Annotated in this window: 20 protein-coding genes; 8 read left to right on the forward strand and 12 right to left on the reverse strand. The window is 67.1% G+C overall.

Annotated features, from left to right (window positions below):
• Nucleotides 1-114 precede the first annotated feature (114 nt).
• Genes QCD75_RS03400 through QCD75_RS03410 form a run of 3 tightly spaced genes read right to left on the reverse strand, consistent with a single transcriptional unit; the run spans nt 115 to nt 3,282 of the window.
• The gene (locus tag QCD75_RS03400) at nt 115-1,413 is read right to left on the reverse strand and encodes a glycosyltransferase family 2 protein (protein ID WP_301225753.1); all 1,299 of its coding nucleotides are present in this window, start codon (nt 1,411-1,413) and stop codon (nt 115-117) included.
• Nucleotides 1,410-2,417: a glycosyltransferase family 2 protein gene (locus tag QCD75_RS03405; RefSeq protein WP_301225755.1), complete on the reverse strand. Its 1,008-nt coding sequence runs from the start codon at nt 2,415-2,417 to the stop codon at nt 1,410-1,412. The genes QCD75_RS03400 and QCD75_RS03405 overlap by 4 nt, the downstream gene beginning before the upstream one ends.
• Before the next feature lies 1 nt (nt 2,418).
• Nucleotides 2,419-3,282, reverse strand: coding sequence for a glycosyltransferase family 2 protein (locus QCD75_RS03410; protein ID WP_441005434.1), 864 nt, complete (start codon nt 3,280-3,282; stop codon nt 2,419-2,421).
• Nucleotides 3,283-3,882: 600 nt separating this feature from the next.
• Here QCD75_RS03410 and QCD75_RS03415 point away from each other — a divergent pair.
• A complete protein-coding gene (locus QCD75_RS03415) occupies nt 3,883-6,138 on the forward strand; it encodes a PKD domain-containing protein (RefSeq protein WP_301225758.1) in 2,256 nt (751 codons plus the stop codon).
• A 66-nt stretch (nt 6,139-6,204) separates the two neighbouring features.
• Here QCD75_RS03415 and QCD75_RS03420 read toward each other — a convergent pair whose 3' ends face one another.
• Nucleotides 6,205-6,984: an SDR family NAD(P)-dependent oxidoreductase gene (locus tag QCD75_RS03420; RefSeq protein ID WP_301225955.1), complete on the reverse strand. Its 780-nt coding sequence runs from the start codon at nt 6,982-6,984 to the stop codon at nt 6,205-6,207.
• A gap of 84 nt (nt 6,985-7,068) precedes the next feature.
• Between QCD75_RS03420 and QCD75_RS03425 the strand changes: the two genes are divergently transcribed.
• From QCD75_RS03425 to QCD75_RS03440, 4 genes are all read left to right on the forward strand, one after another.
• Nucleotides 7,069-7,674 carry a TetR family transcriptional regulator gene (locus tag QCD75_RS03425; RefSeq protein ID WP_301225760.1) on the forward strand — a complete coding sequence of 202 codons (606 nt, stop codon included), beginning with the start codon at nt 7,069-7,071 and terminating at the stop codon, nt 7,672-7,674.
• Nucleotides 7,675-7,980: 306 nt separating this feature from the next.
• A complete protein-coding gene (locus tag QCD75_RS03430) occupies nt 7,981-8,523 on the forward strand; it encodes a TspO/MBR family protein (protein ID WP_367400624.1) in 543 nt (180 codons plus the stop codon).
• 250 nt (nt 8,524-8,773) lie between these two features.
• On the forward strand, nt 8,774-9,130 hold the full coding sequence (locus tag QCD75_RS03435; RefSeq protein ID WP_301225959.1) for a YidH family protein: 357 nt from the start codon (nt 8,774-8,776) through the stop codon (nt 9,128-9,130).
• Between the two features lie 2 nt (nt 9,131-9,132).
• Nucleotides 9,133-9,480, forward strand: coding sequence for a DUF202 domain-containing protein (locus QCD75_RS03440; protein ID WP_301225762.1), 348 nt, complete (start codon nt 9,133-9,135; stop codon nt 9,478-9,480).
• A gap of 99 nt (nt 9,481-9,579) precedes the next feature.
• On the opposite strand, the gene QCD75_RS03445 is transcribed toward QCD75_RS03440, so the two are convergent.
• Nucleotides 9,580-11,532: an ATP-binding protein gene (locus tag QCD75_RS03445; protein WP_301225764.1), complete on the reverse strand. Its 1,953-nt coding sequence runs from the start codon at nt 11,530-11,532 to the stop codon at nt 9,580-9,582.
• 888 nt (nt 11,533-12,420) lie between these two features.
• Here QCD75_RS03445 and QCD75_RS03450 point away from each other — a divergent pair.
• Nucleotides 12,421-13,119, forward strand: a complete 699-nt coding sequence (locus QCD75_RS03450) for a glycoside hydrolase family 16 protein (protein ID WP_301225766.1) — start codon at nt 12,421-12,423, stop codon at nt 13,117-13,119.
• 264 nt (nt 13,120-13,383) lie between these two features.
• Here the strand turns inward: QCD75_RS03450 and QCD75_RS03455 are convergent, their stop codons facing one another.
• The 4 genes from QCD75_RS03455 to QCD75_RS03470 form a co-directional block, all read right to left on the reverse strand.
• Nucleotides 13,384-15,645 (reverse strand): alpha-galactosidase, encoded by a 2,262-nt coding sequence (locus QCD75_RS03455; protein ID WP_301225768.1) that lies wholly within the window; start codon nt 15,643-15,645, stop codon nt 13,384-13,386.
• A 135-nt stretch (nt 15,646-15,780) separates the two neighbouring features.
• Nucleotides 15,781-17,121, reverse strand: coding sequence for an ABC transporter substrate-binding protein (locus QCD75_RS03460; protein WP_301225770.1), 1,341 nt, complete (start codon nt 17,119-17,121; stop codon nt 15,781-15,783).
• Between the two features lie 74 nt (nt 17,122-17,195).
• A complete protein-coding gene (locus QCD75_RS03465; protein ID WP_301225772.1) occupies nt 17,196-18,173 on the reverse strand; it encodes a carbohydrate ABC transporter permease in 978 nt (325 codons plus the stop codon).
• Between the two features lie 12 nt (nt 18,174-18,185).
• The gene (locus tag QCD75_RS03470; RefSeq protein WP_301225774.1) at nt 18,186-19,142 is read right to left on the reverse strand and encodes a carbohydrate ABC transporter permease; all 957 of its coding nucleotides are present in this window, start codon (nt 19,140-19,142) and stop codon (nt 18,186-18,188) included.
• A gap of 215 nt (nt 19,143-19,357) precedes the next feature.
• On the opposite strand from QCD75_RS03470, the gene QCD75_RS03475 reads away from it, so the two are divergent.
• The gene (locus QCD75_RS03475; RefSeq protein ID WP_301225776.1) at nt 19,358-20,560 is read left to right on the forward strand and encodes a Gfo/Idh/MocA family protein; all 1,203 of its coding nucleotides are present in this window, start codon (nt 19,358-19,360) and stop codon (nt 20,558-20,560) included.
• Nucleotides 20,561-20,565: 5 nt separating this feature from the next.
• Nucleotides 20,566-21,609, forward strand: coding sequence for a LacI family DNA-binding transcriptional regulator (locus QCD75_RS03480; protein WP_441005435.1), 1,044 nt, complete (start codon nt 20,566-20,568; stop codon nt 21,607-21,609).
• Here the strand turns inward: QCD75_RS03480 and galE are convergent.
• Genes galE through galT form a run of 3 tightly spaced genes read right to left on the reverse strand, consistent with a single transcriptional unit; the run spans nt 21,603 to nt 24,963 of the window.
• On the reverse strand, nt 21,603-22,610 hold the full coding sequence (gene galE / locus QCD75_RS03485; RefSeq protein ID WP_301225780.1) for a UDP-glucose 4-epimerase GalE: 1,008 nt from the start codon (nt 22,608-22,610) through the stop codon (nt 21,603-21,605). The genes QCD75_RS03480 and galE overlap by 7 nt on opposite strands.
• Nucleotides 22,607-23,791, reverse strand: coding sequence for a galactokinase (gene galK / locus QCD75_RS03490; RefSeq protein WP_301225782.1), 1,185 nt, complete (start codon nt 23,789-23,791; stop codon nt 22,607-22,609). The genes galE and galK overlap by 4 nt, the downstream gene beginning before the upstream one ends.
• Nucleotides 23,788-24,963: a galactose-1-phosphate uridylyltransferase gene (gene galT / locus QCD75_RS03495; RefSeq protein WP_301225784.1), complete on the reverse strand. Its 1,176-nt coding sequence runs from the start codon at nt 24,961-24,963 to the stop codon at nt 23,788-23,790. The genes galK and galT overlap by 4 nt, the downstream gene beginning before the upstream one ends.
• Nucleotides 24,964-25,064 lie beyond the last annotated feature (101 nt).

Genomic DNA, 25,064 nt, shown 5'->3' on the forward strand with positions numbered 1-25,064 from the left:
CTGATACTTCCTTGATCGATCTGCGGGGACTGCGCGGAAGTCGGCGTCCCCTCGAGACGCGTTCCCCCAGGAACTGCGTGTGCCATCGGCCGTGCCAGGGGCCTGAAGCCCTGCCTATGTCTTCCCCGACCGGCGCTCGAGGAGGTAACTGAATGGTCCCCGGGCCACGGAGACAAGCTCGGTCCGCAGGGCCTTCGCGACCTGCCGGTCCCGGGGGACCGGCGCCGCCGCCGTCGCCGCGCTTTGCCCCAGCGAGTGATTCCGTGCGTTCCTCAGGAAATGCAGCGCACCTTGCGGGCTTCGGGCAACCGCCAGACGAGCTGTGCGCGGGTTCAGGAGAATCTTTGTCAGCCACGATCCGAGCCCTTTGCCGTACCCACGAGCCTGGACAATAAGATCCTCCAGCTCCGCCCGGTGGCGGTGCCAGACAATCGCGGAGGGCTGAACCACGAGCGAGTGCCCCGCGAGGATCACCCGGGTAAACATGTCAATGTCCTCGCCGCCGCCACTACGCGTCCCCACGCCCAGCGCCGGATCAAAGGCCCCCAGCGCCAGAGCGGTCCGTCGATCGAGCGCGAAGTTCGCTCCGGTACCGAAGGCCCCTACGCTGAACGGAAATGTCGGCAGATCGGCTGGAGGGTCCGCCATGGAGAAGACTTTCGGTGCGATGGTCTTGGACCAACTAACACGTTCGTCGAAGTAACCCTGGGCGGGCGAACGCAACTCACCGGCCGGCACCAGCCCCGTCACGCAGGCAACATCGCGGGCCTGCTCAAAGCCGGCCGCAATACCCCGAAGCCAGAACTCGTCCACGACGACGTCGTCATCCGTGAACGCGACGATGTCTCCGCGCGCATTGCGCAAGCCGGCGTTGCGCGCCCTCGACAGCCCCGGCCTGGGCTCGGAGACGAGGGTCAAGCGGGGGTTTCGAAACTCGTCACGGACCATGTCACGGGTCTCCGCGGTGCTTGCCCCGTTGTCCACGACGATGACGTCGAAGTCCGGGTAATCGAGGCGCAGGATCGCGGTGAGCGCTCCACGCAGCAACGAAGCACGGTCCCGCGTGCACACGATCACGGTGATCGACGGCGTCGACGACGTCTGGGACGCCGCGGCTGCGGGCAGTGCCGCCGCCGCGGACTCCAGGACGCCGCAATCCAGGACGCCGCCTGGCGCGTCAACGTCGATGAACCCGCGCACGGACGATCCGCTGCGCACAAGCAGGCGTGCGCGGTGATAGCCCATGGAGTCCTGGAGCCTCAGGTGGGTGTAGCCCGCAAGCGAATTGAGATCGACGGCGCCGACCCACAGGGCCCCGGCCCAGTCGGGCACCGACTCGGTCCGCATCGACGGTGCAAGGTCCAGTCCTGCGTCCTCGGGTGCCACCACGGACTCATTTCCGACATCAATCACGTGGCTTCCCTCCAGGAAGGGCGGCCATTGGGGACGGGAGTTGAGCCGGCCAGGAGCGATCCCGAGCTTTGGGCCATCCTGCGGCCGCGGAAGTATCCTGCGGCTGTGACCGCCAGGACCGCCAAGTAGGTGCCTGCCCGGCGCAAACCCTGGGGGTCGGCGCCGCGGCTCCAGTCCGCCAGGGCGGAGAATACGGCCCGCGGCAGGACATTGCGCACGTACCGCCGCTCCGGGCCCAGAGCCCGTTTATGGCCCACGACGTGGCTGACCTGGGCCTTCGAGATGCCTTCCGACCAGGATCGTTCCAGCATGTAGCGGAACGTCCCCCGCTGAACCGGAACAAAGTGATGGACCAGGGCCGCCGGCTCGTACACGATGCGCGACCCCGGGGAACCGATGGATGCCCGGATGCAGATCTCGGTCTCTTCGCATCCCAGCGGTTTCGTCCCCTGCCGGCCCAGGGAGAGGTTGAAGCCACCCACCTGCTGGAGCACCTGAAGCCGGAAGGACATGTTGGCGCCGATGACATTCCGCACTTCGGAGGCCACTCGTGGCATACCGCGGTGGCTGCAGCCGACAATCCAGTCCAGTTCCGGGCCGAAGTGACCGGGCCGGCTGGCTTCCCACACCGGTTCAACCTTGCCACCGACGGCAAGTACATCGGAATCGTCGTAGAGGGCCGTCAGCTTCTCGAGCCAGTCGGGAGCCGCAACGGCGTCGTCGTCCAGAAACGCCACGATCTCGGAAGTTGCCAGGCCCACTCCGGTGTTCCGGGCCCCGGAGAGCCCCTGAAGCCCGGAACTCTCCACCAAGGTGACGTCCTGCACGGCGGCCACGAGCCGCTTGTACAGGTCCTCGTTGTGGTCAACCACAACGATCACCTGCTTCGGCTGGAGCGTCTGGGCGTGGACGGAGTCAATGACGTCCATCAGCAGCTCCCAGCGCTGCTCCGTGTAGGAACAGATGACCACGGAGGCGGAGGGCCTGAAATTGAAGTTGAGCACCTTAGGCTTCTTCCGCCGCGGTAAGGAGGCTTTGCGGATCCGTGGGTGTCCGGGCAAACCGGACATTTGGATAGGTGTACTTCACCCGCCGGAGGGCTTCGGGCCTTGCCCCCGCGGTTGGCGCTTCCCACGTTGTGCACTCCCTGGCCAGTGTGCGCAGGACCCGCCAGCCGTCGCGGAAGGTCTGCAGGTTAGAGACTCCGGAGATGCGGTCAAGTTCGAAGCTGGGCACTTCCGCAATGCGGAGACCTGCGCGGGCCGCCCTCACGATCAGCTCCGTCTCGATCTCGAAGCCGTCCGACTCCAATTCAAGAACCTCGAGGCATTCCCGGCGCAGTGCAATGTAGCCGTAGCAGAGGTCCGAGTAGTTGCTTCTCAGTACGGTGTTCGCCAATCCCGTCAGTACGCGGTTGCCGGTGTTCCGCAGCCAGGTCAGGTCCTCCGAACCGCCGCCGGTTACGTAGCGCGAGCCTTTGACGAAGTCGTAGTCATGCTGGAGGGGAGATACGAACCAGCCAATTTCCTGCGGGTCCATGCTCCCGTCCGCATCGAGCATGACGATGATGTCTCCCGAAGCCGCTGCGAAGCCCGCGCGGACAGCGATGCCCTTGCCCTTGCGCGGTTCCGCCACCACCACGACGTCGACCCTGAGTGCCCGGGCCACGTCGATGGTGTGGTCGTGGGAGCGCCCGTCCACGATGACGACTTCATCCACGTAGGAAGGCATCCGTCGCAGAACCCAAGGCAAATTCATTTCTTCATTGAGTGTTGGAATTACTACGCTCACCGAAGCCCTTGGTGAGGCGGTAATTGGCTTAGACGCCAAATTGGGGACCAGATTTGGAATAGACAAAAGCCTCTCCACTTCATGAAATCTACGGACGCATACGGCATTGCCGTCTACGAATGAGAACCTAAAGAATGGATTCAGAGAAATCCGTCAAATTATGCTCAACCCATACCCCAGCTGCCACCGAAAGGTGGCCGTGTCTAGAGCCTAAAGTTCACCCAAAGGTGTGTCACGAGTGGCTAATACTTGGTTGTTCGTTCCACTCCATGCGTGATTCCCGTGCCTCTACTTGGGTCTTCGGGGCGGCCTACTCGGGGAATCACGAGTCATTGGCTAGCGGTGTACTCGGTCAGCGGCAATTGGGCTGTATTTCGTTGAGTTTCAGCGCTTTTCTCCCGATACTGAAACCGTACGCCGGCGGGATGGCAAGGTCTGGTGCCGGCGTATGCCGCAGCCAAAACGCAGTTCCACGGCGGCTGCGGGGTCGGGGGGAAACGGGATCCTGGGAGCGGGTTGCACCCATGGGGCATATCGCGTATTCCATGAAAGTTCTTTCTCCGCCAGGAGAGAACGAAGAAAAACTCCAAGAAAGAGGAATACCCTTTTCACTTCTGAAGCGAGTGGCTAGCATCACCCATTCGGGAGTCATCTGCATAACTCACCATGGAAACGGCGATGGAACTCATGAACGAATCGGCGATCAAGATGAAAAGAATAGCCCGCTGGCTTAGCCAGATAGTCGTTATGGCATTAGTTGCGGCCGGGGGGCTGCTGGGAATTTCAGGCAGCGCGTCGGCGGCCAGTGACTACGGTTATCCCAGCGTCAGCTACACCGGGGTGAGCAACCCGCCAACATCGGACAAGCCGCAGAGCAAGCTCTGGTTCAACGGCGGATCGTGGTGGGCGGACATGTGGACCACGGGCACTGGCTGGCAGATCTACCGGCTGGACGTCCCCACGAAGACCTGGGTCAGCACCGGCGTCACGAACGACACCCGCGCCAGCACCCTGGCGGACACGCTCTGGGACGGCACCCATCTCTACATCGCCTCCCACGTGGTCACCGTGTCCACCGATACATCGCCGAAGGCGTCGGTCCCGGGCCAGCCGGCCAACCTGTACCGCTACAGCTACTCCGGCGGGACGTTCACCCTGGACAGCGGCTTCCCCACCACCATCACGAACAACAGCAGCGAGTCGATGACCATCGACCAGGACAGCACCGGGGCAATCTGGGCCACCTGGACCCAGGTCGCCGGCAATTCGACCAGCGGCTTCACCAGCACTGTTTACGTCAACGGCTCCGCGCCGGGCGGGACCAGCTGGAGCTCCCCGTTCGTGATCCCTGTCTCCAACCCGAACCCTGCTCCGGATGACATTTCGGCGGTCGTGGCCTATGGCAGCAACAAGATCGGGGTCATGTGGAGCGACCAGCTCACGGGCTCCGTCCGCTGGGCGACGCGCACCGATGGGACCAGCCCCACCGCGACGTCCTCGTGGAAAGTCCAGGACGCAGTCAAGGGCAACAAGCTCGCCGACGACCACCTGAACCTCAAGTCCCTGCAGTCCGACAGCTCCGGCAGGGTCTTCGCTGCGATCAAGACCGGCCTCAACGACACTTCGACCAACCAGAGCCTGGCGCAGTTGCTGCTGGTGGTCTTCAAGCCCGGAACCGGCGCGTTCTCCCAGTCAACCATCGCCACGATCGGGGACTGCGTGTCCCGCCCGCAGATCGTCCTGGATACCCAGAACAACATGGTTCACGCCTTCCACACGGCCCCCGGCACCGGCGTCAGCGGCTGCGCCTACTCCGGCATTCCCGGCGCCATCTATGAAAAAACGGCCTCCATGGACAACCCGGTGTTCGCGAGCGGCCGCGGCACACCGGTCATCCAGGACGGCTCGTCCGACAACATGAACGATGTGACCACCACCAAGCAGAGTGTGAACAGCACCACCGGCCTCGTGGTGCTGGCCAGCAACAACGCGACCAAGCGCTACTGGTTCTCCTACCGCACCCTGGGCGGGGGAACACTCCCGCCGCCGGCAGCACCGGTAGCCTCGTTCACCGCATCTCCCACCTCGGGGACTGCGCCCTTGAACGTGGCCTTCACTGACACGTCCACGGGTTCGCCAACCTCCTGGGCCTGGGCCTTCGGGGACGGCGGGACCTCCACCACGCAGAGTCCCTCGCACAGCTACTCCACCGCAGGCACCTATACCGCGACCCTGACTGCCACCAACGCCGGGGGCTCGACGTCGGCCAGCAAGACCATCACGGTAACCACGGGCACCACACCGCCGCCCTCGTCGGGGATCACCGCCGGCGCCTCAACCACCGCAAGTAGCACAACGGCCACCACGACCGTCACGCTGCCCAAGCCGTCCGGCACCGCTGCCGGCGATGTCCTGGTCGCATCCTTCACGGCGGACCAGAATCCGACCACGTCCGCCGTCCCGGCGGGCTGGACAGCCATCGTCAATAACCTCTCCATCAGCACCGGAGCGCGCGTATTCGCGTACTACAAGGTGGTGGGGTCCGCTGACCCGGCAAGCTATAGCTGGACGCTGAGCACCGCGGTGAAGTGGGGCGGCGGAGTCACCGCGTACCGGGGCGTCAACAACACCACGCCTCTGGACAGCGGGGTCGCCACCGCCACGAACACGACGTACACGGCCACCAGCATCACCGCCCCCAGCATCACGACGGCGAGCAACAACGCGATGCTGATCGGCGGCGTCGGCTTCGACAGCTCCTCACCGGCGGCCACACCCCCCAGCGGCTGGATCGAACGCTGGGAAGCCCCGGATGCACAGATCGCCGAACAGGCCGACCGGCTGCAGGCGACGGCGGGGGCCAGCGGCACGGCCACCTGGACCTTCACCGCAAAGGCCGTCTCGGTTTGGCGGACGGCACTGAAGCCGGCCTAAGCCCCGGCTGCCGGGTGCAGTTCGGCCCGGAGCCCAGGTTGCGCAAAGGACGGTGCCGGGCGGCTGTCAGACCGCGGACCAGCCGCCGTCGGAGGCGAGGATCGCGCCGTTGATGTTGGTGCCGTCATCGCTGAGGAGGAAGGTGATCGAGGCGGCCAGTTGCGCCGCAGTGGCGGGGGCCGGGATATTCGCACCCATCAGCGGTCCGAGGCGCTCAGCCGCCAGCTGGGAACCCCAGGTGGCCTCGATGTTGGTGATGGTGGCGCCGGGAGCCACGGCGTTGAAGCGCAGGCCTTTGGGCCCATACATCACCGAGGAGTTCTTGGTCAGGCCGACGACGGCGTGCTTGGACGCGGTGTACGCGGCGCCGGCGGCGGAGCCCCGGAGCCCTGCCTCGGACGCGACGTTGACCACCGAACCGGAACCGGCCTCAAGCATCAGCGGCACGACGGCGCGGGTCAGGCGCATGAGGGCAGTGACGTTGATCCGGAAGACCCGCTCCCAAGTGGCGTCGTCGACCTCGTGGATCGGTGCGAAGTGGTCCATGATGCCCGCGACGTTCGCGAGCGCGTCGACACGGCCACCCGCGGCGGCGACAACGGCGGCGACGGTGTCTTCATCGGAGATGTCACCGGCCACCGTCACCAGGTTCAGGCCGGTGTTCCCGCCGGCCAGGGCGACCAGCCGCTCCGAACTCACGTCGGCGGCGATCACCTTGCCGCCCTCCCTGGCAACACGCAGGGCCGTGGCCAGGCCAATGCCTGAACCGGCACCCGTGACAATGACCGTCTTGCCCGCGAAGCGGCCCGCGGTGATGGATTCCTGCCATGAAGCTTCGGTGCCCATGATGTCCTTCCGAAAGTTTCCAAATGCTGACATCTGCCACCTTATGACACGCTGTGTCATTATGAAAGGGTGAATACTGGTGGGATGTTCCCGCAAGACCCCAGGCCCGCTGGCACGCGTTCGGCCGGACGTCCCGCGACCATCGATCCGGACGCCATCGCCAGCCTTGCCCTGCGGCTCTTCGCCGAGAACGGCTACGAACAGACCTCCATGGCGGACATCGCCGTGGAGGCGGGGATTGGGCGCAAGAGCCTGTACCGGTATTTCTCCAGCAAGGCCGATCTCGTCTGGGGCGGCATGGAACCGGTGATCGAGGCCTCCGGGCGGGCCCTCGAAGCTGCCCGGGCGGGCCGCGAAAGCGACGGCGGCCTGATGGCCGGACTGCGGGCCGCCGCCGTCGCCGGCGTATCGGTGATCCCCGACCTCTCCGTCTCGCGCGGGCGGCTGCGCCTGATTGCCGAACATTCCGAGCTGGCCAGCCGGAGCTACGATTTGCTGGCACCCCAGCGCGAGCGGACGCGGCGATACCTTGCCGAGCTCGGGGTTCCCGAAGGAACCGCAGGATTCCTGTCGGCGGCCTACCTGGCCGCGACTTTTGAGGCGTGGATGCAGTGGGCTGCGGGCGCGGACCCGGATCCGGTGCCCTATCTGCTGGCTGCCGTCGATGTGCTGCAGGTGCCGGGGGCCTGAGCTGTGTTCCGAGGGGCTGGCCTGGTCCGCGGGCGCAGGCTGTTCCCAGGGGCCGGGCGGGTCCGCGGGCGCGAGACGTTCCGGCGGGCGACCGGCGGGCCGGGCGGGTCCGGATGAGCGGGCTGCCGGAACAAGTTTCGCTGCGCATTTACGCTGTCGCTGCGGGCAATACCGTGCGCTGCGGAATTCCGCTAGCGACAGGTATTCTTCGAAGCGCCAGCTGTTTTGCGCAGCGTCAGACGGCGGCGGCGGGAGGCGCGCCCCCGCGGTTTGACGGGCACGTCCCTAATTGACCACAGTGAGTCAGTGCCTGCGATCGTTGAAACCATAGTCCCGCCTCCCGTAGTTGCGGCCGACCGCCCGTGGCGGCGGCAGGTCGCGGGCCTGATCGGCTTTCTGGCAGTCTCCTGGGCTGTGTCGGTGCTGGGTTCCCTGCCGATCCGGGCGAACAGCAGCGGCTGGTACGCCCAGGCGGACAAGGCGCCGTGGACTCCCCCGGCCTGGGTCTTTGCCTCCGTTTGGCTGCTGCTCTACGCGGCCATGGCGGTGGCGGCGTGGCTCGTGTGGCGGCGGCGGGACGCCCCCCGCCGGGATCCGCTCAGGGCCTACGGCGCCCTGCTCGCCTTGAGCCTGGCGTGGCCGGTGACGTTCTTCGGCCTGTACCCGCTGCTGGGGGCCGCCGCCCTGTGGCTGGCGCTGCTCGTTATCGGAGCCCACGCCGTGACAGCGACAGCCACCGTTCTGCACTTCGGGCCGATCAGCAGAACCGCCGGCCTGCTCATGCTGCCCTACATTTCCTGGCTGGTGTTCTCGGCGAGCCTGAACCTGTATGCGGCCGTCAACAACTGAGGACTACAACTGAGAATCCTGGTGCGGTGGGAGCCTGGTGTGGAATCCCCCGGTGGAGTGACATCCTGTAAGCACTATGACTGCACACGAAAAGGAACACGGCACGTCCCACAACGTCGGTGAGGCACCGGACGGCATTTCTGCGGCTGCGAGCGGCGGGGCTGCGGATACGAACGGCAACGGCGCCGGGGCAGGGTCCGGGTCGAAGGCTCCCGGTGCCGTTTCGGCCCCGGACCGGAGCCGCCGCGGAATCCTGAACCGGGCGCTGGGAGGCGGAACCGACCCTGATCCCCGGTTCACGCTTGCCAACGAGCGCACGTTCCTCGCCTGGATCCGGACCTCGCTGGCGATGGTGGCCGGCGGCATCGCCGTGGAGGCTTTCACCTCGGAACTGTTCGGCCCGGAACTCCGCAAGACCGTCGCCGTGCTGTTGCTCCTGCTCGGGTTGGTCACCGGCGGCGGCTCGTTCTTCCGCTGGCTCAACGTGGAACGGGCCATGCGGCGGCAGGAGCCGCTCCCCGCGCCGCTGCTCGCTCCGATCCTGGCCATCGGCGGAGCGCTCGTTGCCGCCGTGCTGATCGTCTTCGTCATCGGGCGTCAGGCCTAGCCGTGGCGAAACCCAGGCCCGCGCCGGTGCACCAGGACCCGGGGCTCCAGCCCGAGCGTACGGACCTCGCCTGGCGGCGGACCTCCTTTACCCTGATCACGGCGGCCTGCATCTTCCTGCGCTGGGTGCCCCACTACGGCTGGTTTGCCGGCACCCTGGTGGCGGCATCGCTGGTGGTCGCCCTGGGCATCGCCCTCACGCAGCGACGCCGCTACCACCACCACGCCAGCGGCATCGGCGGAGCGGCCATGGCCGCGAATGTCCGCGGGACGGCGGCCATCGCCGGCAGCGTTGTGGTCCTCGCCGGACTGGGAATCTTCACGGTCTTGTACCTGCCGCTGCAGCGCTAACGCCGAGGCAGCGCTACCGAACCAACGCAGACGAGGAGGCAGCGCTACCGAGGCAACGCAGACAAGGGGGCAGCGCGCGCGGCAATGCGGGATCGTGCATCAGCCCAGGAAGGACAGGTGGATGTCGCTGCCGTACCGGCGGATGATGTCCCGCTTGGCGCTGTGGAAGGCGTCGAGGTCTCCGGCGTGCCCATGCTGTTCAATGCGGCGCCGGGCGAGTTCATCGGAGATCACGTCCATGAAGAGCTCGGCGAGCAGCAGCCGCGCGGAATCCCGGAAGCGCCCGCGGCCGTCAACGTAAAGCCGCACGGTGGGGGCGCCGGTGTTGATGATGACTTTGCGCTCCGCGGCGCTGTAGACGGCCCGGTCGGCGCTGTTGTGCAGGTTCCGGAACTCGTAGCCGACGAACAAATCCACGCCGTGGTCCCGGGGCACCCGGTGTGCCAGCGGGTGCTCAGCGGGGTGGCCGGCGGCCCGGATCACAGCAGCGTGCGGGGGCTGGCTTTCGCTGCGGTGGGAGGCGTGCTCGGCCACCACGATTTCACACCACGCCCAGTAGGCGCCTGCCCGGACGGTGATTTCGCCCCGCTCCCCCGGCAGCTCCCCCGTGACGGCCCACTCGATCCGCTGGATGCCCTGCAGGGCTGAGACCGGAATGGCCACTGGCGCCGGCTCAATCCGCATCGTCGCCGGCAGTCCGAGCTCAAAGGTGAGCTGTGCGCCGTCGGGCAGCAGGCCTGCATCGAGCAGCAGGGCAACGTGGAACGGGTGCCCGGGTTTCCGGTAGTAGAACGGGGTCGTGAAGCGCAGCGCGGCCGGCGGCTCCTCCTCGGCCGGGGTGGGGCCGGCGGCTTCCGGGGATGACTCGATGCCCAGACCCACGACGGCCGCCTCGCTCATGTGATGCAGCAGCCGCTCGATCATCTCGGCGGTGCGGCCGGAGGTGGTGGCCCGTTCCAGATGCGTGAGTTTCTCCTTCTCAGCCGCCACGGCGCCTCCGATCATGGCGCTGACGGCGCGGGAGAACGCTGCCACAAGCGGATCCTTGAAGTTCAGGCCCTCCCGCTCGTCGCTGATGACCGCCTTGCCGCGGCCCAGCATCTCGGTCAGCGCTGCGCAGCGGACGGAGCCGAAGAGATACTCCGTTCCCACCTGGTTCTCGTACTCGAACAGTGTGCAGTCGAGCGCCGCCATCCCGGACAGGACCACCAGGCCGTTGGTGCGTTCGTCGCCCTTGAGCGTCAGCTCCACATCCTTTGCCCGCTTCAGTGTGAGCGTGAACGGATATTCCTGCCCCTCGTGGCTGAAGCTGCCCGGTTGCTCCGGACCGAGGAGGAGGATGGCCGGGGGTTCCTCGAAGCGGACAGGTTCGCTGCCGTTGGGCCCGGCTTCCTGTGGTCCGCTGCCCGGCCGGCCCTGCCCCAGCTCCACCGTCCGGCGGTCCAGCACCTCCCGCAGGTAGACGTTGTCCGAGAGGGACTGCAGTAGGGTGGCGTGCTGGGTGATGGTCACGTGGGGATTGTCGACGACGATTGTCACCCGGGTGCCGCTCCCGGTGACGTCAAAGGGAATGCCGAGCCGGGCGTAGTCCTCGGGAAACGCCCGGCGGTCCTCCTCGCCGTCATCGTAGAGGTAGCCGCCGTTCTCGCCGCGGAAGACGTCGATGCGGGTGAACCGGGCGTCCTTGAGGGTCTCGATCCAGCCGTGGCCCAGGCCGAAGATGGCCTGCTTGAGGCCGCGGCCGAAGTACCCGCGGCCGTTGCCCTCGCCGCGGGAGAGGGGGCTGTGCGCGCCGCCGTAGGTGAGGATGCGGGCTGCCTCTTCGAAGGACATGCCCTCCGCCTGGTCGGTGACCATGAGCACGGCGCCGGTGTGGTGCCGTTCGTAGCCGACCTGGACGCGGCCGGTCACCGGGAACCCGGTCTTCTCCAGCCGGGCGTAGCTGTCGTCGCTGTTGGTGATCAGCTCCACCAGCGCCTTCTCCACGGACGCGAAACGCCGGGAGTCAATCCCGATCACCCGCTGGTCCACCTGGATTTCGGCAACCGTCATGGCGTCTCCCTCACTCGCAACCCCGCTGTTGCACCAGCTATCGGCGCCGGACGGGTGCCGATAGCTGGAGCCTAGCAGTTTGGTGCTTCGTGGCGCGGGGTGCAGGATCTGCCGCCGGCGGGGTGTTGCACGCAACGGCACTGAGGAGAGCCGGCGGGGTGTTGCACGCAACGCCACTGAGGAGAACAGCCTGGCTACCCTTGCGTTGTCACCGGCCGGGACTGCCCCGGCATTTGTTGCCCTCGGTGCTTGGGGAAGTGGTCGAAGACAATCCCACCGAGACATCAGCCGATGGGCTCGGAACGTTGCCTAACCTCAGTAGCTGACGCGAAACAAGTAGTCCGAGAGGCCAAACCGAGAATCCAACCGAGAGTAGGCAGCCAAGAGTTGAGTAGCCGGTACTCCTGACCTGCCGCAGCCCCGCCTATAGCCTGAGCCGAAAGAAGAGGATCAGGCTGCCTGCCGGGTCCTAAGTGGAAGGACCAACGTGCAACCAGCCCTCGCAGCGCCCGGTGCCACCGGGCGGGCACCGGCCGACAGGGAATCAAAGCATCCGCAGCATTGCGTCCCTGCCCTGACCCGACGCGGCGTTTTTCCGTGAAGGGCCGCACCATACGCTGGCTGTGCTGCCTTCTCATCCTGACCGGGCTGTCAGGGAGTGCAGTTCAGACTGCATTCCCCATTCCGCCGCCAGCTTCTGGCTCGGGAACCACAGCATCAGAATCTGCCGCAGTCGATCCAGCGCTCACCAGCGCCCCGGGAACTGACATGCCGGTGGCGCCGCCTTCATCCGATAGCGGGGCTGGCATCCCGACGGAAGTGCCTCCACCTAACACCGGGGCAGGCATTTTCGCCGGAGCATCTTCCGGCAATCCCGCTGGAGTTGATTTGCTGTCTGCAACGCCGGTCCTGGACACAACGCGGCGGGTTCCGCTCGGCGTCCGCGGCTCATGGAATCTGATCTTCGACGATGAGTTCGAGACCCTCAACACAGCATCCTGGACTCCTTACTGGTTCAATGACTGCAACCCCAAATCTGTGATGAACAACGTCAAGACCTGTTCGAGCAACGTCAAGGTTGCCAACGGCGAAGCAGTTCTTAGGCTCACCGATGCCGAGTCCGGCGCACTTCTTTCCACCAATCCCAAGGACGGCGTACCCGGCCATGTGGGCTTCGAGTTCATTAGCGGCTTCGTCGAAGCGCGGATCTACTTCCCGGGAACCTGCAGCGGCACGATCCACAACTGGACGGCGTGGTGGACAGCGGGGCAGCGGTTTCCCCATACCGGAGAAATCGACATAGCGGAGGCCCTTGCCGGTGATATGTGGAGCGTTTACCACTCGGCGGAGGGTTCGAAAAACCGGAAGGCCTCCGGCTGCTGGGCCGGGGCCTACCACACGTACGGTTTGCACCGGAAGGCCGGAGCCAACGACATCTACTATGACGGACGGCTCGTTCACTCCTATGCCACGAATGACGGCAACAGCCCCCATTATCTAATCCTGAATGTGGGCGTTTCGGTGGACCCGGTGACTTTCGGCGAGCGGGGCAGCGTGAGGGTGGACTATGTACGGGCGTGGCAGTAGGCGATTCCGGCATACGCCGTCGCCTGCCATGGTCTGATCCAACGCCGCACTAACCATCGCCCCAGCTTGCCACGGGACCGAACCCGGGATGGTCTCGACCGTCGGCCGGTCCGCTCACGAGCTGCGTAGGATGGGCATTCCAATTAGCGCTGCGAGAAACGAGCCAGGCAGCTCTGTGAGCCACACGCATCGGTTGCTCCACAACTGCCGTTCTTGAGACTCAAGAGGGCCGTTGTGGAGGAACCGATGCGCGGGGACCAGTGGCTAGACCGTGGTGACCTTCAGCAGCAGGGCGTGTTCGGGGTTCAGGACCGGCATGGGCAGGCCCACTTCGGCCAGGAAACGGCCGTTCGCCGTGGCCCCGGATGCCAGCCACGCCGGCGGCTGGACCTGGGTGAAGGTGCGGGCGTAGTCGGCATCGCCCGGATCGGGGAAGACCGCCTCCACCCGGTAGTCCGCATCGGCCGCAAGACCCGGGATGGCGATCCGGCCGGGCTGCTCCGCGGCTGAGGTGCGGGTGCTGACCAGGGCGAACAGCGCCGCCGTCGAGCCTGGCACGGCCTGCAGGACTGGGCCGCCTGCTTGCCCGCCGGCCGCGGCGCCAGCCGAACCAGCCACCACGCCGTGCAGCATCAGCGAGTCATCCGCGACGTCGGCGCGGACCATCCGGCCGGAGTGGATCAGGCCGCGGTGCTCCTTGTAGATCCCGATGAACCGCTTGAGCTCCTCGCGCTCCGCGCCCTGGACCTGCCGCACGTCCCATTCCATCCCGAAGTGCCCGAACAGGGCGGTGATGGCGCGGAAGGACAGGTCGTGGGTGCGGGCTGTGGTGTGCGAGGTGGTGGGGCCGACGTGTCCGCCCACGAGCTCGGGCGGGACCACCAGCCCGGTCCAGCGCTGGATGGTCTGCCGTTCCAGGGCGTCGTTGCAGTCCGAGGCCCAGATCCGGTCCGTCCGCTCCAGGATGCCGAGGTCCACGCGGGCTCCGCCAGAGGAGCAGCTTTCGATCTCGACGCCGGGGTGCGCGGCCCGCAGGGCGTCAAAGAGCCGGTAGGCGGCGAGGGTCTGTTCGTGCACCGAGGCACGGCCGGCGTGGCCGTGCTCCAGCAGGTCACGGTTCTGGTCCCATTTGAGGTAGCTGATGTTGTTTTCGCGCAGCAGCGCATCCACGCGGTCATAGATGTACTGCCAGGCCCCCGGGTTGACGAGGTCAATGACGTGCTGGTGGCGCCACTCCAGCGGCAGCCGCCCGCCGTCCTTGTAACTCTGTACCGAGGGGCCGACAATCCACTCCGGATGCGCCCGGACGACGTCGGAGTCCAGATTGACCATCTCCGGCTCCACCCAGAGCCCGAACTCCATGCCGCGGGAGGTCACGGCGTCGATCAGCGGCGTGAGTCCGGAGGGCCACAGCGACTCGTCCACGTACCAGTCGCCGAGGCCGGCGTGGTCGTCGCGGCGGCCGCGGAACCAGCCGTCGTCGAGCACGAACCGTTCGACGCCCAGCTCGGCGGCGGAATCAGCGAGCAGGATCAGGGTGTCGAGGTTGTGGTCGAAGTACACGGCCTCCCAGGTGTTCAGCACCACCGGGCGCGGCTTGCCGGCGCCGCGCTGTCCAGTCCGCGGCAGGCCGGGTCGTGCGCCCGCGGCGGGCAGCACGTGGTGCGGCCGGTTCCGGAACCAGGCGTAGAAGGATTCGCTGATGCCGTCGAGGCCGCGGTCCGAGTAGGCGGCGAACAGCGCGGGTGTTGTGTAGCTGCCGCCGGGGGCGAGGACGACCTCGGCCGGGCCCAGCAGTTCGGAGCCGCCGATCATCGTCCGCCCGTCCGCGGCGCTGTCGGCGAACTGTTCGTGGTTGCCGCTCCAGGCCAGGTGGGTGGCCCAGACTTTGCCGTGGCGGTTGCCGAAGCCGGCGGTTCCCGCGGCGAAGAGCAGCGAGGAGTCGTGGCCGGTGCGGCCGTGCCGTCCGGTCCGTACCCAGGTGCCCTGCGCGATGGCCCGGCGCTGCGGGTGGCGTTCGCGGCACCAGCGCCCGGTCAGGTCCAGGAGTTCGACGGCGTCGGGGGCCACCGGGAGCACTGTCGCCAGTTCGTCGAGCTGGTAGGCCGTGGTGCCGGTGTTGGTGACGGTGTGGCGCAGTTCCAGCAGGCCGCCGTCGTGGAGTGTGAGGACGGACGAGACGCGGATCCCCGCGTCGGCGTCCGCCTGGATGATGACGACGGCGCCGGCGCCGTCCGCTGCCACCTCCGCCACGCGGAGCCGGACGGAGAAGTCGTGGCCGGGAACGCCGTCGGCGATCCGGTGTCCGCGCAGGCCGGGGCGGCCGCGCCAGCTGGAGGAGGCCTGCGGCAGGAGCCCGGCGGGGACGGCGGCATCGGCGGCGGAGTGCGGAACGGGTGCGGCGAGGATGGCCAGGTCCGGAAGGGAGGGGCCCAGATCGGCGCCCCAGTGGATGACCTCGGCCTCTCCGCTGTCGAAGCTGATCACCAGGCTGGTGCTGGCGGAGCGGAGGTACAGGGGATCCATGGCAGGTCTCTTTCGGTGGTTCGGGGCGCGTCCAGGACGGTGGGAAGTGCGGTACGCAGTGCAGGAATCAAAGGGGGGTGGTGCCGGATGCCGCCGCCGCGAGGAGGTAGCGGCGGCATCCGGGGCGGGTGGGCCCTACTTGAAGAGGGCGTTGACCTGGCTGTTGGCTTCGGTGAGGGAGCTGGCCGGCTTCTTGCCCGCGAGGACGGCGTCCATGGCCGGCTTCATGATGCCGTCCACCTTGGCGGCCTTGTCCGCGATCGGGAAGAGGAACGTGGTGCTGTCCTTGACGTGGGTGGTGAAGGCGGAAACATCGGTGCCCTTGGCCTTGAAGGCTTCGGCGGCCTTGTCGGCGGAAGTCGTGATCGCGGGGAAGACCACGGCCTTGGAGGCTACAACGTCCTGGCAGGCGGTGGAGCCGAGGTATTCGACCCACTTGACCGAGGCGGCCGGGTTCTTGGTGCCCGCCCAGATGGAGTCAGCCAGGCCGTTGAACATGCTGGCGCGCTTGCCTTCGGGGCCCTTCGGGGTGGGGGCAAACGCCGTTTCCACGCCCTTGTAGCTCTGGTACTGGCCGATCAGCCAGTCACCCGTGGTGTTGATGGCAGCCTTGCCGGCGCCGAAGTTGTCCGCGAGGCTGGCGCCGACAGTGGTTTCCAGCTTGGGCATGTAGCCCTTGTCGATCAGGCCGGCCCACCAGGCGATGGACTCCTGGAAGCGCGGATCGTCATAGTTGAACTTGGTGCCCCACGGGTTCTTGTCTGTGGCGGTCCAGCCGGTGGTCGCGGTCAGGAAGCTCCACTCGGTCTGCCCCTGGCCGGAGCCGCCGCCGGCCAGGCCGAGGCCGTAGACCGCGACGTTGTTCTTGTCGAAGCCGGCTTCGTCGCCGCGCTTGCCGTTCTTGTCCACGGTCAGGTGGGCGATTGCCAACTCGTAGCTGCCGCCGTCCTTCGGGTTCCAGTCCAGGTTCGCCATCTGCCCGGCGGTGAGGCCGGCGGAGTCGGTCATGGCCTTGTTGTAGAAGAGGCCTACGGTGTCCCAGTCCTTGGGCAGCCCGTAGCGCTTCCCGTCCTGGCCGACCCAGAGCTCCGGCAGGCCCTTGGTGTAGCTGTCGAGTTTGATGCCGTCCTTTGCGACGGCGTCGTCCAGGGAGAGCAGCTGCTTCTTCGCCGCGTACTCGGGGTACTTGGAGAGGTGGTTGGTGAAGACGTCCGGGGCGGTGCCGGCGACGAAGCCGTTGGTCAGGGTGGTCCAGTAGTCGTCCCAGCCGCGCTGGGTGATTTTGACCTTGATGTCCGGGTTGGCCTTGGTGAAATCGTCGGCGCACTGCTGGTAGGCGGGGAGCTGGTTGGCGTCCCAGAGCCAGTAGTTGATTTCCCCCTTGGCTTCGGAGGATGCCGGGGCGGAACCGCCGCAGGCGGACAGGGAGAGGGCGATGGCTGCGGCGGCGGCGACGGCGCCGAGGGTCTTCTTCATGGTGAACCTTTCAGGGCTGTGCAGGGTGGTTGTTCGGGGTGGTGGTGCGGGGTGCGGGTGCGTTGGTGGGGCGGCTATTTGATGCCGGAGAAGCCGATGGAGTTGACCACGCGCTTGCCGAAGGCGATGAAGAGCAGGAGGACGGGCAGGGCGGCGATCAGGGTCGCGGCCATCAGGCCGGACCAGTCGGGGGCTCCCTGCGGGGACTGTGATTTGAAGACGCCCAGTCCCACGGTGAGGACGCGGACGCTTTCGTCCTGGCCCACCAGCAGCGGCCAGAAGTATTCGTTCCACTGGCCGATGAAGGTCAGCAGGGCCAGGGTGGCCAGCGGGGCGGCGGCGTTGGGCAGCACGATCTGGAAGAAGATCCGCAGGTGCTTGGCGCCGTCGAGCATGGCGGCTTCCTCGACTTCGCGGGACATGGAGAGGAAGAACTGGCGCAGGAAGAAGATGGCGAAGGGCGTCATGAACAGGAAGGGCAGGGCCAGTCCGGCGAAGGTGTTGAGCAGGCCCAGGTTCTTGATCATCAGGAAGTTGGGCAGGGCGGTGAAGATCGGCGGGACCATCATGGTGGCCAGGAACAGGCCGAAGACCATGTTCCGGCCGGGCCAGCGGAGCCGGGAGAAGGCGTAGGCGGCCATGGCGCTGAAGAACACCTGCCCGGCGGTGGTGACGGAGGCGAAGATGATGGAGTTGCGCAGGTACAGCCAGAAGTTGATGGCTGCGCCGGAGCCGCCCTCGGCGATGGCCTCCTCGGGGGTCTGCAGCCCGAGGACCCGCTTGAAGGCGCCGAGGCTGAAGTCCGCCGGCAGCAGGTTGCTGGCGTTGGAGGCGAGCGAGGCGTTGCTGGAGAGCGCGGTGCGGAGCATCCAGAGGAACGGGGCCACCGTGACGATGATGGCGACGATGACGAGGGTCCAGGCCCCGGCGCGGCGCCAGTTGAAGGGCTTCTTGTAGGCGCCCTGCCGGGCGGCCTTGCTGCCGGGCTTGCCGCCTGGCTTACTGCCAGATTTGCTGCCGGGTGTCTTGCGGGAGAGTGCGGAGGTTGTCATGGCTGGTTTTCCTTAGTCCAGATCCGATTCGTTGCCCTTGAGGAACTTCATCTGGATGAAGGCCACGAGGGCGAGAATGACGAAGAGAATGACGGACAGGGCCGAGGCGTAGCCGAAGTCGGATTCACCGAAGGCCTTCTGGTAGATGTACATCTGGATGACGCGGGAGGCGTTGATGGGGCCGCCGCCGGTGGTGACGGCCACGGTGTCGAAGACCTGGAAGGACCCGATCACGGTGACCACCAGGACCAGCACGAGCACGGGGCGCAGGAGCGGCATGGTGATGCTCCAGAAGGTCCTGGTTTGGGATGCGCCGTCGAGGGACGCGACCTCGTAGACATGGCTGGGGATGGACTGCAGGCCGGCGAAGATCAGGAGGGCCGTGTAGCCCATGTGCCGCCAGACGTTGACGCCGGCGATGGTGGGGATGGCCCACTGCTCGCTGCCGAAGAAGGCGATGCGGGGCAGGCCGAACCAGTTGATGATCTCGTTGACGATGCCGATCTGGTAGTCGAGCATCCAGAACCACAGCAGCGCCACGATCACGTTGGCGACGAGGAACGGCAGCAGCAGCGCGCCCCGGATCAGTGTGGATTTGGCCACCCGGTGCATCAGGAGCGCCAGCCCGAGGGCGATGACGGTCTGGAAGCCGATGTTCAGGCCGACGTACTGGAGGGTGACGGCCATGGCGTTCCAGAACAGCTCGTCCGCGAAGATTGCGGTGTAGTTCTTGGTGCCGATCCACGTGGGATCCCCCAGGACGCTGTACTCGGTGAAGCTGAGGTAGATGCCGCGGATCGTGGGGATCAGGAAGAAAGCGACGAAGCCGACCATGGCCGGAAGGATGAACAGCAGCGCGATGCGCAGGTCGCCGAGGCGGCGTCCCCGGCCGGGCCGGGGAGTTTTCCCGCGCTGGGGGTGCTTGGATCCGCCAGCCACGGGATCCGGAAGTTTGGTGATGGTAGTCATCGTTGACTCTTCCTGGTGGGTGTGATGTGGGTAACAGCTGGAACAGAATCTACACGAGTAGATTCGGCGTGGCAAGAGATTGTTCAGGGAAACACAGTGTTTTTCTTGTACCAGCCAGTAACCATTGACTCGAGTAGATTTTCCGTGGGACGCTGTTGCCGGATGCCCGCGCGGGCACAGCGCCCGGCTCTCCGGGCAGATCGGGACAGGCAACAATGACGTTTTCCATCGGGGTCGTCGGTGTCGGCCAGTTCGGCGGCCACTTCGCCCACCTCTTCAAGCTCCACCCCGGCGTCAGCCAGGTATTCGCCGTCGACGAACGTCCGGAGCGTGCCGAAGCTGCCCGCGGGCACTGGGCACTGGACGGCACCATGGCCAGCTTCGAGGACCTGCTGGCGTCCGACGTCGACGCCGTCGCCATCTTCACGCAGCGCTGGACCCACGGTCCGCTCGTGCTGCAGGCCCTGCGGGCCGGCAAGCACGTCTATTCGGCGGTCCCGATGGCCGTCACCGAAGAGGAGATTGCCCGCATCATCGAGACGGTCCGCGAGACCGGGCTGGTGTACGCCATGGGTGAGACCAGCTACTACAACCCGGCGACGGTCTACGCGCGGGACCAGCACGCGGCGGGCAGGTTCGGCCGGATCTTCTACGCCGAAGGTGACTACGTCCACGACATGGACCTCGGCTTTTACGAGGCCTACCAGTACAGCGGCGGCGAGCGCTGGAAGGAAACAGCAAGTTACCCGCCCATGCTCTACCCCACCCATGCCATCGGCGGCGTCCTGGGCGCCGTTCCGGCCCACGCCGTGAGCGTCAGCTGCGTCGGGGTCAAGGATGACCGGCCGGACGGCGTTTTCGACAAGGATGTCAGCATGTTCGGCAACGATTTCTCCAACGCCATGGCCCTTTTCGAACTGAACGACGGCGGGGTGATGCGCACCAACGAGATGCGTCGTGTGGGCTACCCCTCGCACATCCGCGAATCCCGATTCCGTTTCTTCGGCACCGAGGCCAGCTTCGAACAGCTCGCCACCGTCAGCGTGTGGCAGGACAAGAAAGCGGTCCACGACGTCTCGGCCCGGCTGGAAACCCGGCCCAGCATTCCGCTGGACGATCCGTCCCTGGCGGACGTCGCCCCCGAACTCCGGGATGCCTTCATCTCCGGACTGGCGACGGTGCACGACAGCAGCCGGCTCCCGGAGGAATTCCGGGGTGCGCCGAACGGGCACGAGGGGAGCCACCAGTTCCTCGTGGACGATTTCGTGACCGCGGTCAACAGCGGGTCCCTCCCGCCGGTCAACGCCTGGGTGGCGGCACGCTTCACGCTGCCCGGCATCGTGGCGCACGCCTCGGCCCAGCGCAACGGTGAACGCCTGTCGATCCGCGATTTCGGCGATGCGCCGCCCCGCGGCTAGCTAGCATGGACTCCATGACGACTTCGGCAGTGCACACACCCCGCGGCCCGGTGACCCGCAAGGACGTCGCGCGCTACGCGGGCGTGAGTACCGCCGTCGTCAGTTATGTCGTCAACGGCGGGCCGAAGAAGGTGGCCCCGGCGACGGAGGCGAAGGTCCAGGATGCCATCCGCATCCTGGGCTACCGGCCGAACGCTGCGGCGCGGGCGTTGAAGCTGGGCTCCAGCGAGACGATCGGCCTGGTCATCCCGGACAACACCAACCCGTTCTTCTCGCTGCTGGCCCATGCCGTCGAGGACGCCGCCGCCGCCCGCGGCTACGCCCTGCTGCTGACCAACTCGGACGGAAACCTGGCCAAGGAACGCCGGAACATCCGCAACCTCGCCTCCCGCCAGGTGGACGGCGTGGTTCTCGCCAGCGTGCTGTTTGAACCGGACCTCGAGGCACTTGAATCGGGTGAAATTCCTGCGGTGCTCCTGAACCACGGCGGCAAGGCCCCCGGCTTCAACAGCGTGGGCGTGGACCTGGCAGCCGGAGCACGGATGGCAGTGGAACACCTGATCGGACACGGGCACACCAACATCGCCCTCGCCATGGGCACCAACGTTGCCCAGGATTACGACCTCCGGGAAGAGGGCTGGCTGCAGGCACTTGCCGCGGCAGGGCTGCCGGAGGGCCCCGTTGTCCGTGGCACCTTCAGCCGGGACGGGGGGTATGCGGCCGGCCAAAGGCTGCTCGCCTCGGCGAACCGGCCTGCGGCCATCTTTGCCAGCTCGGACATGCAGGCGATCGGCATCCTGCGCGCCATCCATGAAGCCGGCCTCACCGCGCCGGGCGACATCGCTCTGACGTCCTTCGACGGCTCGGCCGAAGCCGAATACAGCTGGCCCGCCCTCACGACCGTGGAGCAGCCGGTCCGGGTGATGGCGGAAGCGGCCGTCAGTGCGCTCCTCGGGGCACGCCGCGGCGAGCCTGCGGAGCACCGCATCTTCCCCACCGAGCTGCGGATCCGGCAGTCCTGCGGCTGCCCGGGGGCCGGAGTTCAGTAGCCCTGCGGGTTGCTCTTCTGCCAGCGCCAGTGGTCCTCGCACATCTGGTCCACCGTCCTGGTGGTGGACCAGCTGAGGTCGGCCAGGGCCGAGGACGCATCCGCCCAGAACGCGGGCAGGTCCCCGGAGCGGCGTCCGGTGATCTCGTAGGCGATTCTTTTGCCGGCGGCCTTTTCGAAGGCGCGCAGCACCTCCAGTACCGAGGAGCCTTTCCCGGAGCCCAGGTTCCAGCGGTAGACCCCGGGGCGGCCCGTGATGCGGTCCAGCGCGGCGACGTGGCCGGCGGCGAGGTCGACGACGTGGATGTAGTCCCGCTGGCAGGTCCCGTCCGGGGTGTCGTAGTCGCCACCGAACACCATGAGCTTCTCGCGCCGGCCCACCGCCACCTGGGCGATGAACGGCACGAGGTTGTTGGGGATGCCCTGCGGGTCCTCGCCGATCCGGCCCGACGGGTGGGCGCCCACCGGGTTGAAGTAGCGCAGCAGCGCGATCTGCCAGCGGCCGTCGGCGGCGCCAAGGTCCGCGAGGATGTCCTCGACCTGTTCCTTGGTGCGGCCATAGGGGTTGTTGGCCCCGATTTCCATCTTCTCGAGGTACGGGACCGGGTTGTGCTCGCCGTAGACGGTGGCGGAGGAGCTGAAGACGATCGAGCGGACTCCATGGCGGTCCATGACCCGGAGCAGGTTCAGGGTGCCGACGAGGTTGTTGTGGTAGTACCGCAGGGGTTCCCGGACGGATTCGCCGACGGCCTTGAGTCCGGCGAAGTGGATGACGGCGTCGATCGTGTGCCCGGCGAAGACGGCGTCGACGGCGGGCTCGTCCACGAGGTCCGCACGGTGGAAGAAGGCGGGGGTGCCGCTGAGTTCGGCCACCCGGCGCAGTGATTCCGCACTGGAGTTAACCAGATTGTCGATGACCACCACCTCGTGGCCGGCTTGCTGGAGTGAGAGGACGGTGTGCGAGCCGATGTAGCCGGTGCCGCCGGTAACCAGGATTCTCATCGGACGCGCTCGGCTCCGGCGGCCGGGGTGACGGTAAAGATCTCCGGCGCGGTGAAGCCGGCGCCGGCGAAGGCGCGGACGACGGCGTCGCGGACCTGCTGCTCGTGCTGCACAGGGGTGAGGGCGATTGCCGAGCCGCCGAAACCGCCGCCGGTCATCCGCGCGCCGATGGCGCCGTGGCTGCGGGCTGTGTCCACGGCGAGGTCCAGTTCGGGGCAGGATATCTCGAAGTCGTCCCGCATGGAGGCATGGCTGGCGTCGAGCAGGGGCCCGATCCGGGCCGGGCCCTGGGACCGGAGGGTGTCCACGGTCTGCAGCACGCGGTCGTTTTCGGTGACGATGTGCCGGACGCGCCGGAAGGTCACCGGATCGAGCAGCCCGCTGGCCTCCTCGAGGTCCGTGACGCCGACATCCCGCAGGGCCTTCACGCCCAGGACCTCGGCGCCGAGCTCGCAGGACGCGCGGCGGGAGGCGTAGCCGCCGTCTGCGTGCGAGTGGGAGACCTTGGTGTCGATCACCAGCAGCACGAGGCCGTCCTCCTGTGCCTGGAACGGCACGAGTTCCACGGACTGGTCGCGGCAGTCGAGGAAAACGGCCCGGCCGCTCGCGCCGCGCAGTGACGCGGACTGGTCCATGATGCCGGTGGGTGCGCCGACAAAGGCGTTTTCGGCATGCTGGGTCAGTGTGACCATCTCCTCGGCGGTCAGTCCGGCGCCGGTGAGGTCGTTCAATGCTGTGACGACGGCGCACTCGATCGCGTGAGAGGAGGACAGCCCTGCGCCGGGCGGGACGTCGGAGTCGAGGAGGAGGTCAAAGCCGGAAACCTCGATGCCGTGCTGCTGCAGGGCCCAGACCACACCGAGGGGGTACTTGGCCCAGCCGGTGACGGTGCCCGGAGCCAGGTCAGCGGCGTCGGCTTCGACGAGCCCCTGGTCCCCGACGGTGGAGAGCAGCCGGACGGTGGAGTCGCCCCGGAGCCGGACCGCCGTCGTCGCCCGCTTGTCGATCGCGAACGGCAGGACGAAGCCTTCGTTGTAGTCGGTGTGTTCGCCGATCAGGTTGACCCGGCCGGGGGCGGCCCAGATGCCGTCCGGTGCCGCGCCGAAGGTCGCTTCGAAACGGCTGGTCAGGCTGGCCGGCAGGCCGCCGGTCCCGGCGTCGGTGCGTGTGGTCGTGTTCATGCGGGGGCGCCTTCCGGGGTCTTGGCGGTGCGGGTTCCGGCGCCGGCGGGTGCGGAGGCGGCTTCGCGGGCCGCCCCAGTGGCCACCTCGCGCAGCCGGGCGGCGACGGATTCGGGGGTGGTGTCGTTGATGAAGGCGCCCATGGCGGCTTCGGAGCCGGCCAGGTACTTGAGCTTGTCGGCGGCGCGGCGGGGGGAGGTCAGCTGCAGGTGCAGGTGGCCTGCCCGGCGCATGGCCGGCTCCAGCGGGGCCTGGTGCCAGGCCGCGATGTAGGGGGTCGGCGTCGGATACAGGGCGTCGAAGCGCTTCAGGAGTTCCGGGTAGAGCACCGCCAGTTCGTCCCGTTCCGCCCCGTTCAGGGCGGCGAGGTCCGGGATCTCGCGGTGCGGGACGAGGTGGACTTCCAGCGGCCAGCGGGCTGCGAAGGGGACGTAGGCGCTGAAGTGTTCGCCCTCGAGCACCATCCGGCTGCCGTCGCCGCGTTCGGCCCGGAGCAGCGAGGACGTCAGCGTCGACGAGCCGTCCGAGGCGTCGGCGTATTCGCCGGCCGCGGCGGCCAGGACCGCGGCGCGGGGCGTGATGTAGGGGTAGGCGTAGATCTGCCCGTGCGGGTGGTGCAGGGTGACGCCGATGTCGGCACCCCGGTTTTCGAACGGGAAGACTTGCCGGATGCCGGGCAAGGCGCTGAGGGCCCCCGTCCGGTGTGCCCAGGCGTCGATCACCGTTCGGGTGCGCCGCCAGCCCAGTTCGGCGAAGGATCCGGTGTGCTGCGGGGTGAAGGCCACCACTTCGCAACGGCCGACGGCGGGGCCGGTGGTCCCCCAGCCGGGCGCCGCGGGAACGTCGTGCGTGGCGGGACCGAGCGAGGGAAAGCGGTTTTCGAAGACGGCGACGTCGTAGTCCGGTGCCGGGATTTCCGTCCCGTTGGCCGGCGTCGTCGGGCAGATCGGGCACTGGTCCGCCGGCGGGAGGTGGGTCCGCGACTGCCGGTGCGCGGCGACGGCGACCCATTCGCGGCTGAGCGCATCGAAGCGCAGCTGGCCGGGCTCGGGGCGGGGCGGCAGGTCCCGGTGGTCCACGAGGGATTCCGCGGGGCGTTCGGCTGTGCCGGCGTCGTCAAAGTAGAGAATCTCGCGGCCGTCGGCCAGCCGGGTCATCGTGGTTCGCGTCATGGTTTCAGTTTTACACGATAAAACATTTTCAAACAATAGAGAACAAAATAAAGCAGGAATTGTGTGTGTTTGGTGGTACGCGGAAGTTAGGATGGACGGAG

This window comes from Arthrobacter sp. PsM3 (assembly GCF_030433895.1).
In the GTDB taxonomy this organism is placed as follows: domain Bacteria; phylum Actinomycetota; class Actinomycetes; order Actinomycetales; family Micrococcaceae; genus Arthrobacter.

Coding starts and splice junctions, on each gene's coding strand:
- QCD75_RS03415 (WP_301225758.1), top strand. CDS start 3,883: ATGGAACTCATGAACGAATCGGCGATCAAGATGAAAAGAATAGCCCGC.
- QCD75_RS03420 (WP_301225955.1), bottom strand. CDS start 6,984: ATGGGCACCGAAGCTTCATGGCAGGAATCCATCACCGCGGGCCGCTTC.
- QCD75_RS03425 (WP_301225760.1), top strand. CDS start 7,069: ATGTTCCCGCAAGACCCCAGGCCCGCTGGCACGCGTTCGGCCGGACGT.
- QCD75_RS03445 (WP_301225764.1), bottom strand. CDS start 11,532: ATGACGGTTGCCGAAATCCAGGTGGACCAGCGGGTGATCGGGATTGAC.
- QCD75_RS03455 (WP_301225768.1), bottom strand. CDS start 15,645: ATGGATCCCCTGTACCTCCGCTCCGCCAGCACCAGCCTGGTGATCAGC.
- QCD75_RS03460 (WP_301225770.1), bottom strand. CDS start 17,121: ATGAAGAAGACCCTCGGCGCCGTCGCCGCCGCCGCAGCCATCGCCCTC.
- QCD75_RS03465 (WP_301225772.1), bottom strand. CDS start 18,173: ATGACAACCTCCGCACTCTCCCGCAAGACACCCGGCAGCAAATCTGGC.
- QCD75_RS03470 (WP_301225774.1), bottom strand. CDS start 19,142: ATGACTACCATCACCAAACTTCCGGATCCCGTGGCTGGCGGATCCAAG.
- QCD75_RS03475 (WP_301225776.1), top strand. CDS start 19,358: ATGACGTTTTCCATCGGGGTCGTCGGTGTCGGCCAGTTCGGCGGCCAC.
- QCD75_RS03480 (WP_441005435.1), top strand. CDS start 20,566: ATGGACTCCATGACGACTTCGGCAGTGCACACACCCCGCGGCCCGGTG.
- galE (WP_301225780.1), bottom strand. CDS start 22,610: ATGAGAATCCTGGTTACCGGCGGCACCGGCTACATCGGCTCGCACACC.
- galK (WP_301225782.1), bottom strand. CDS start 23,791: ATGAACACGACCACACGCACCGACGCCGGGACCGGCGGCCTGCCGGCC.
- galT (WP_301225784.1), bottom strand. CDS start 24,963: ATGACGCGAACCACGATGACCCGGCTGGCCGACGGCCGCGAGATTCTC.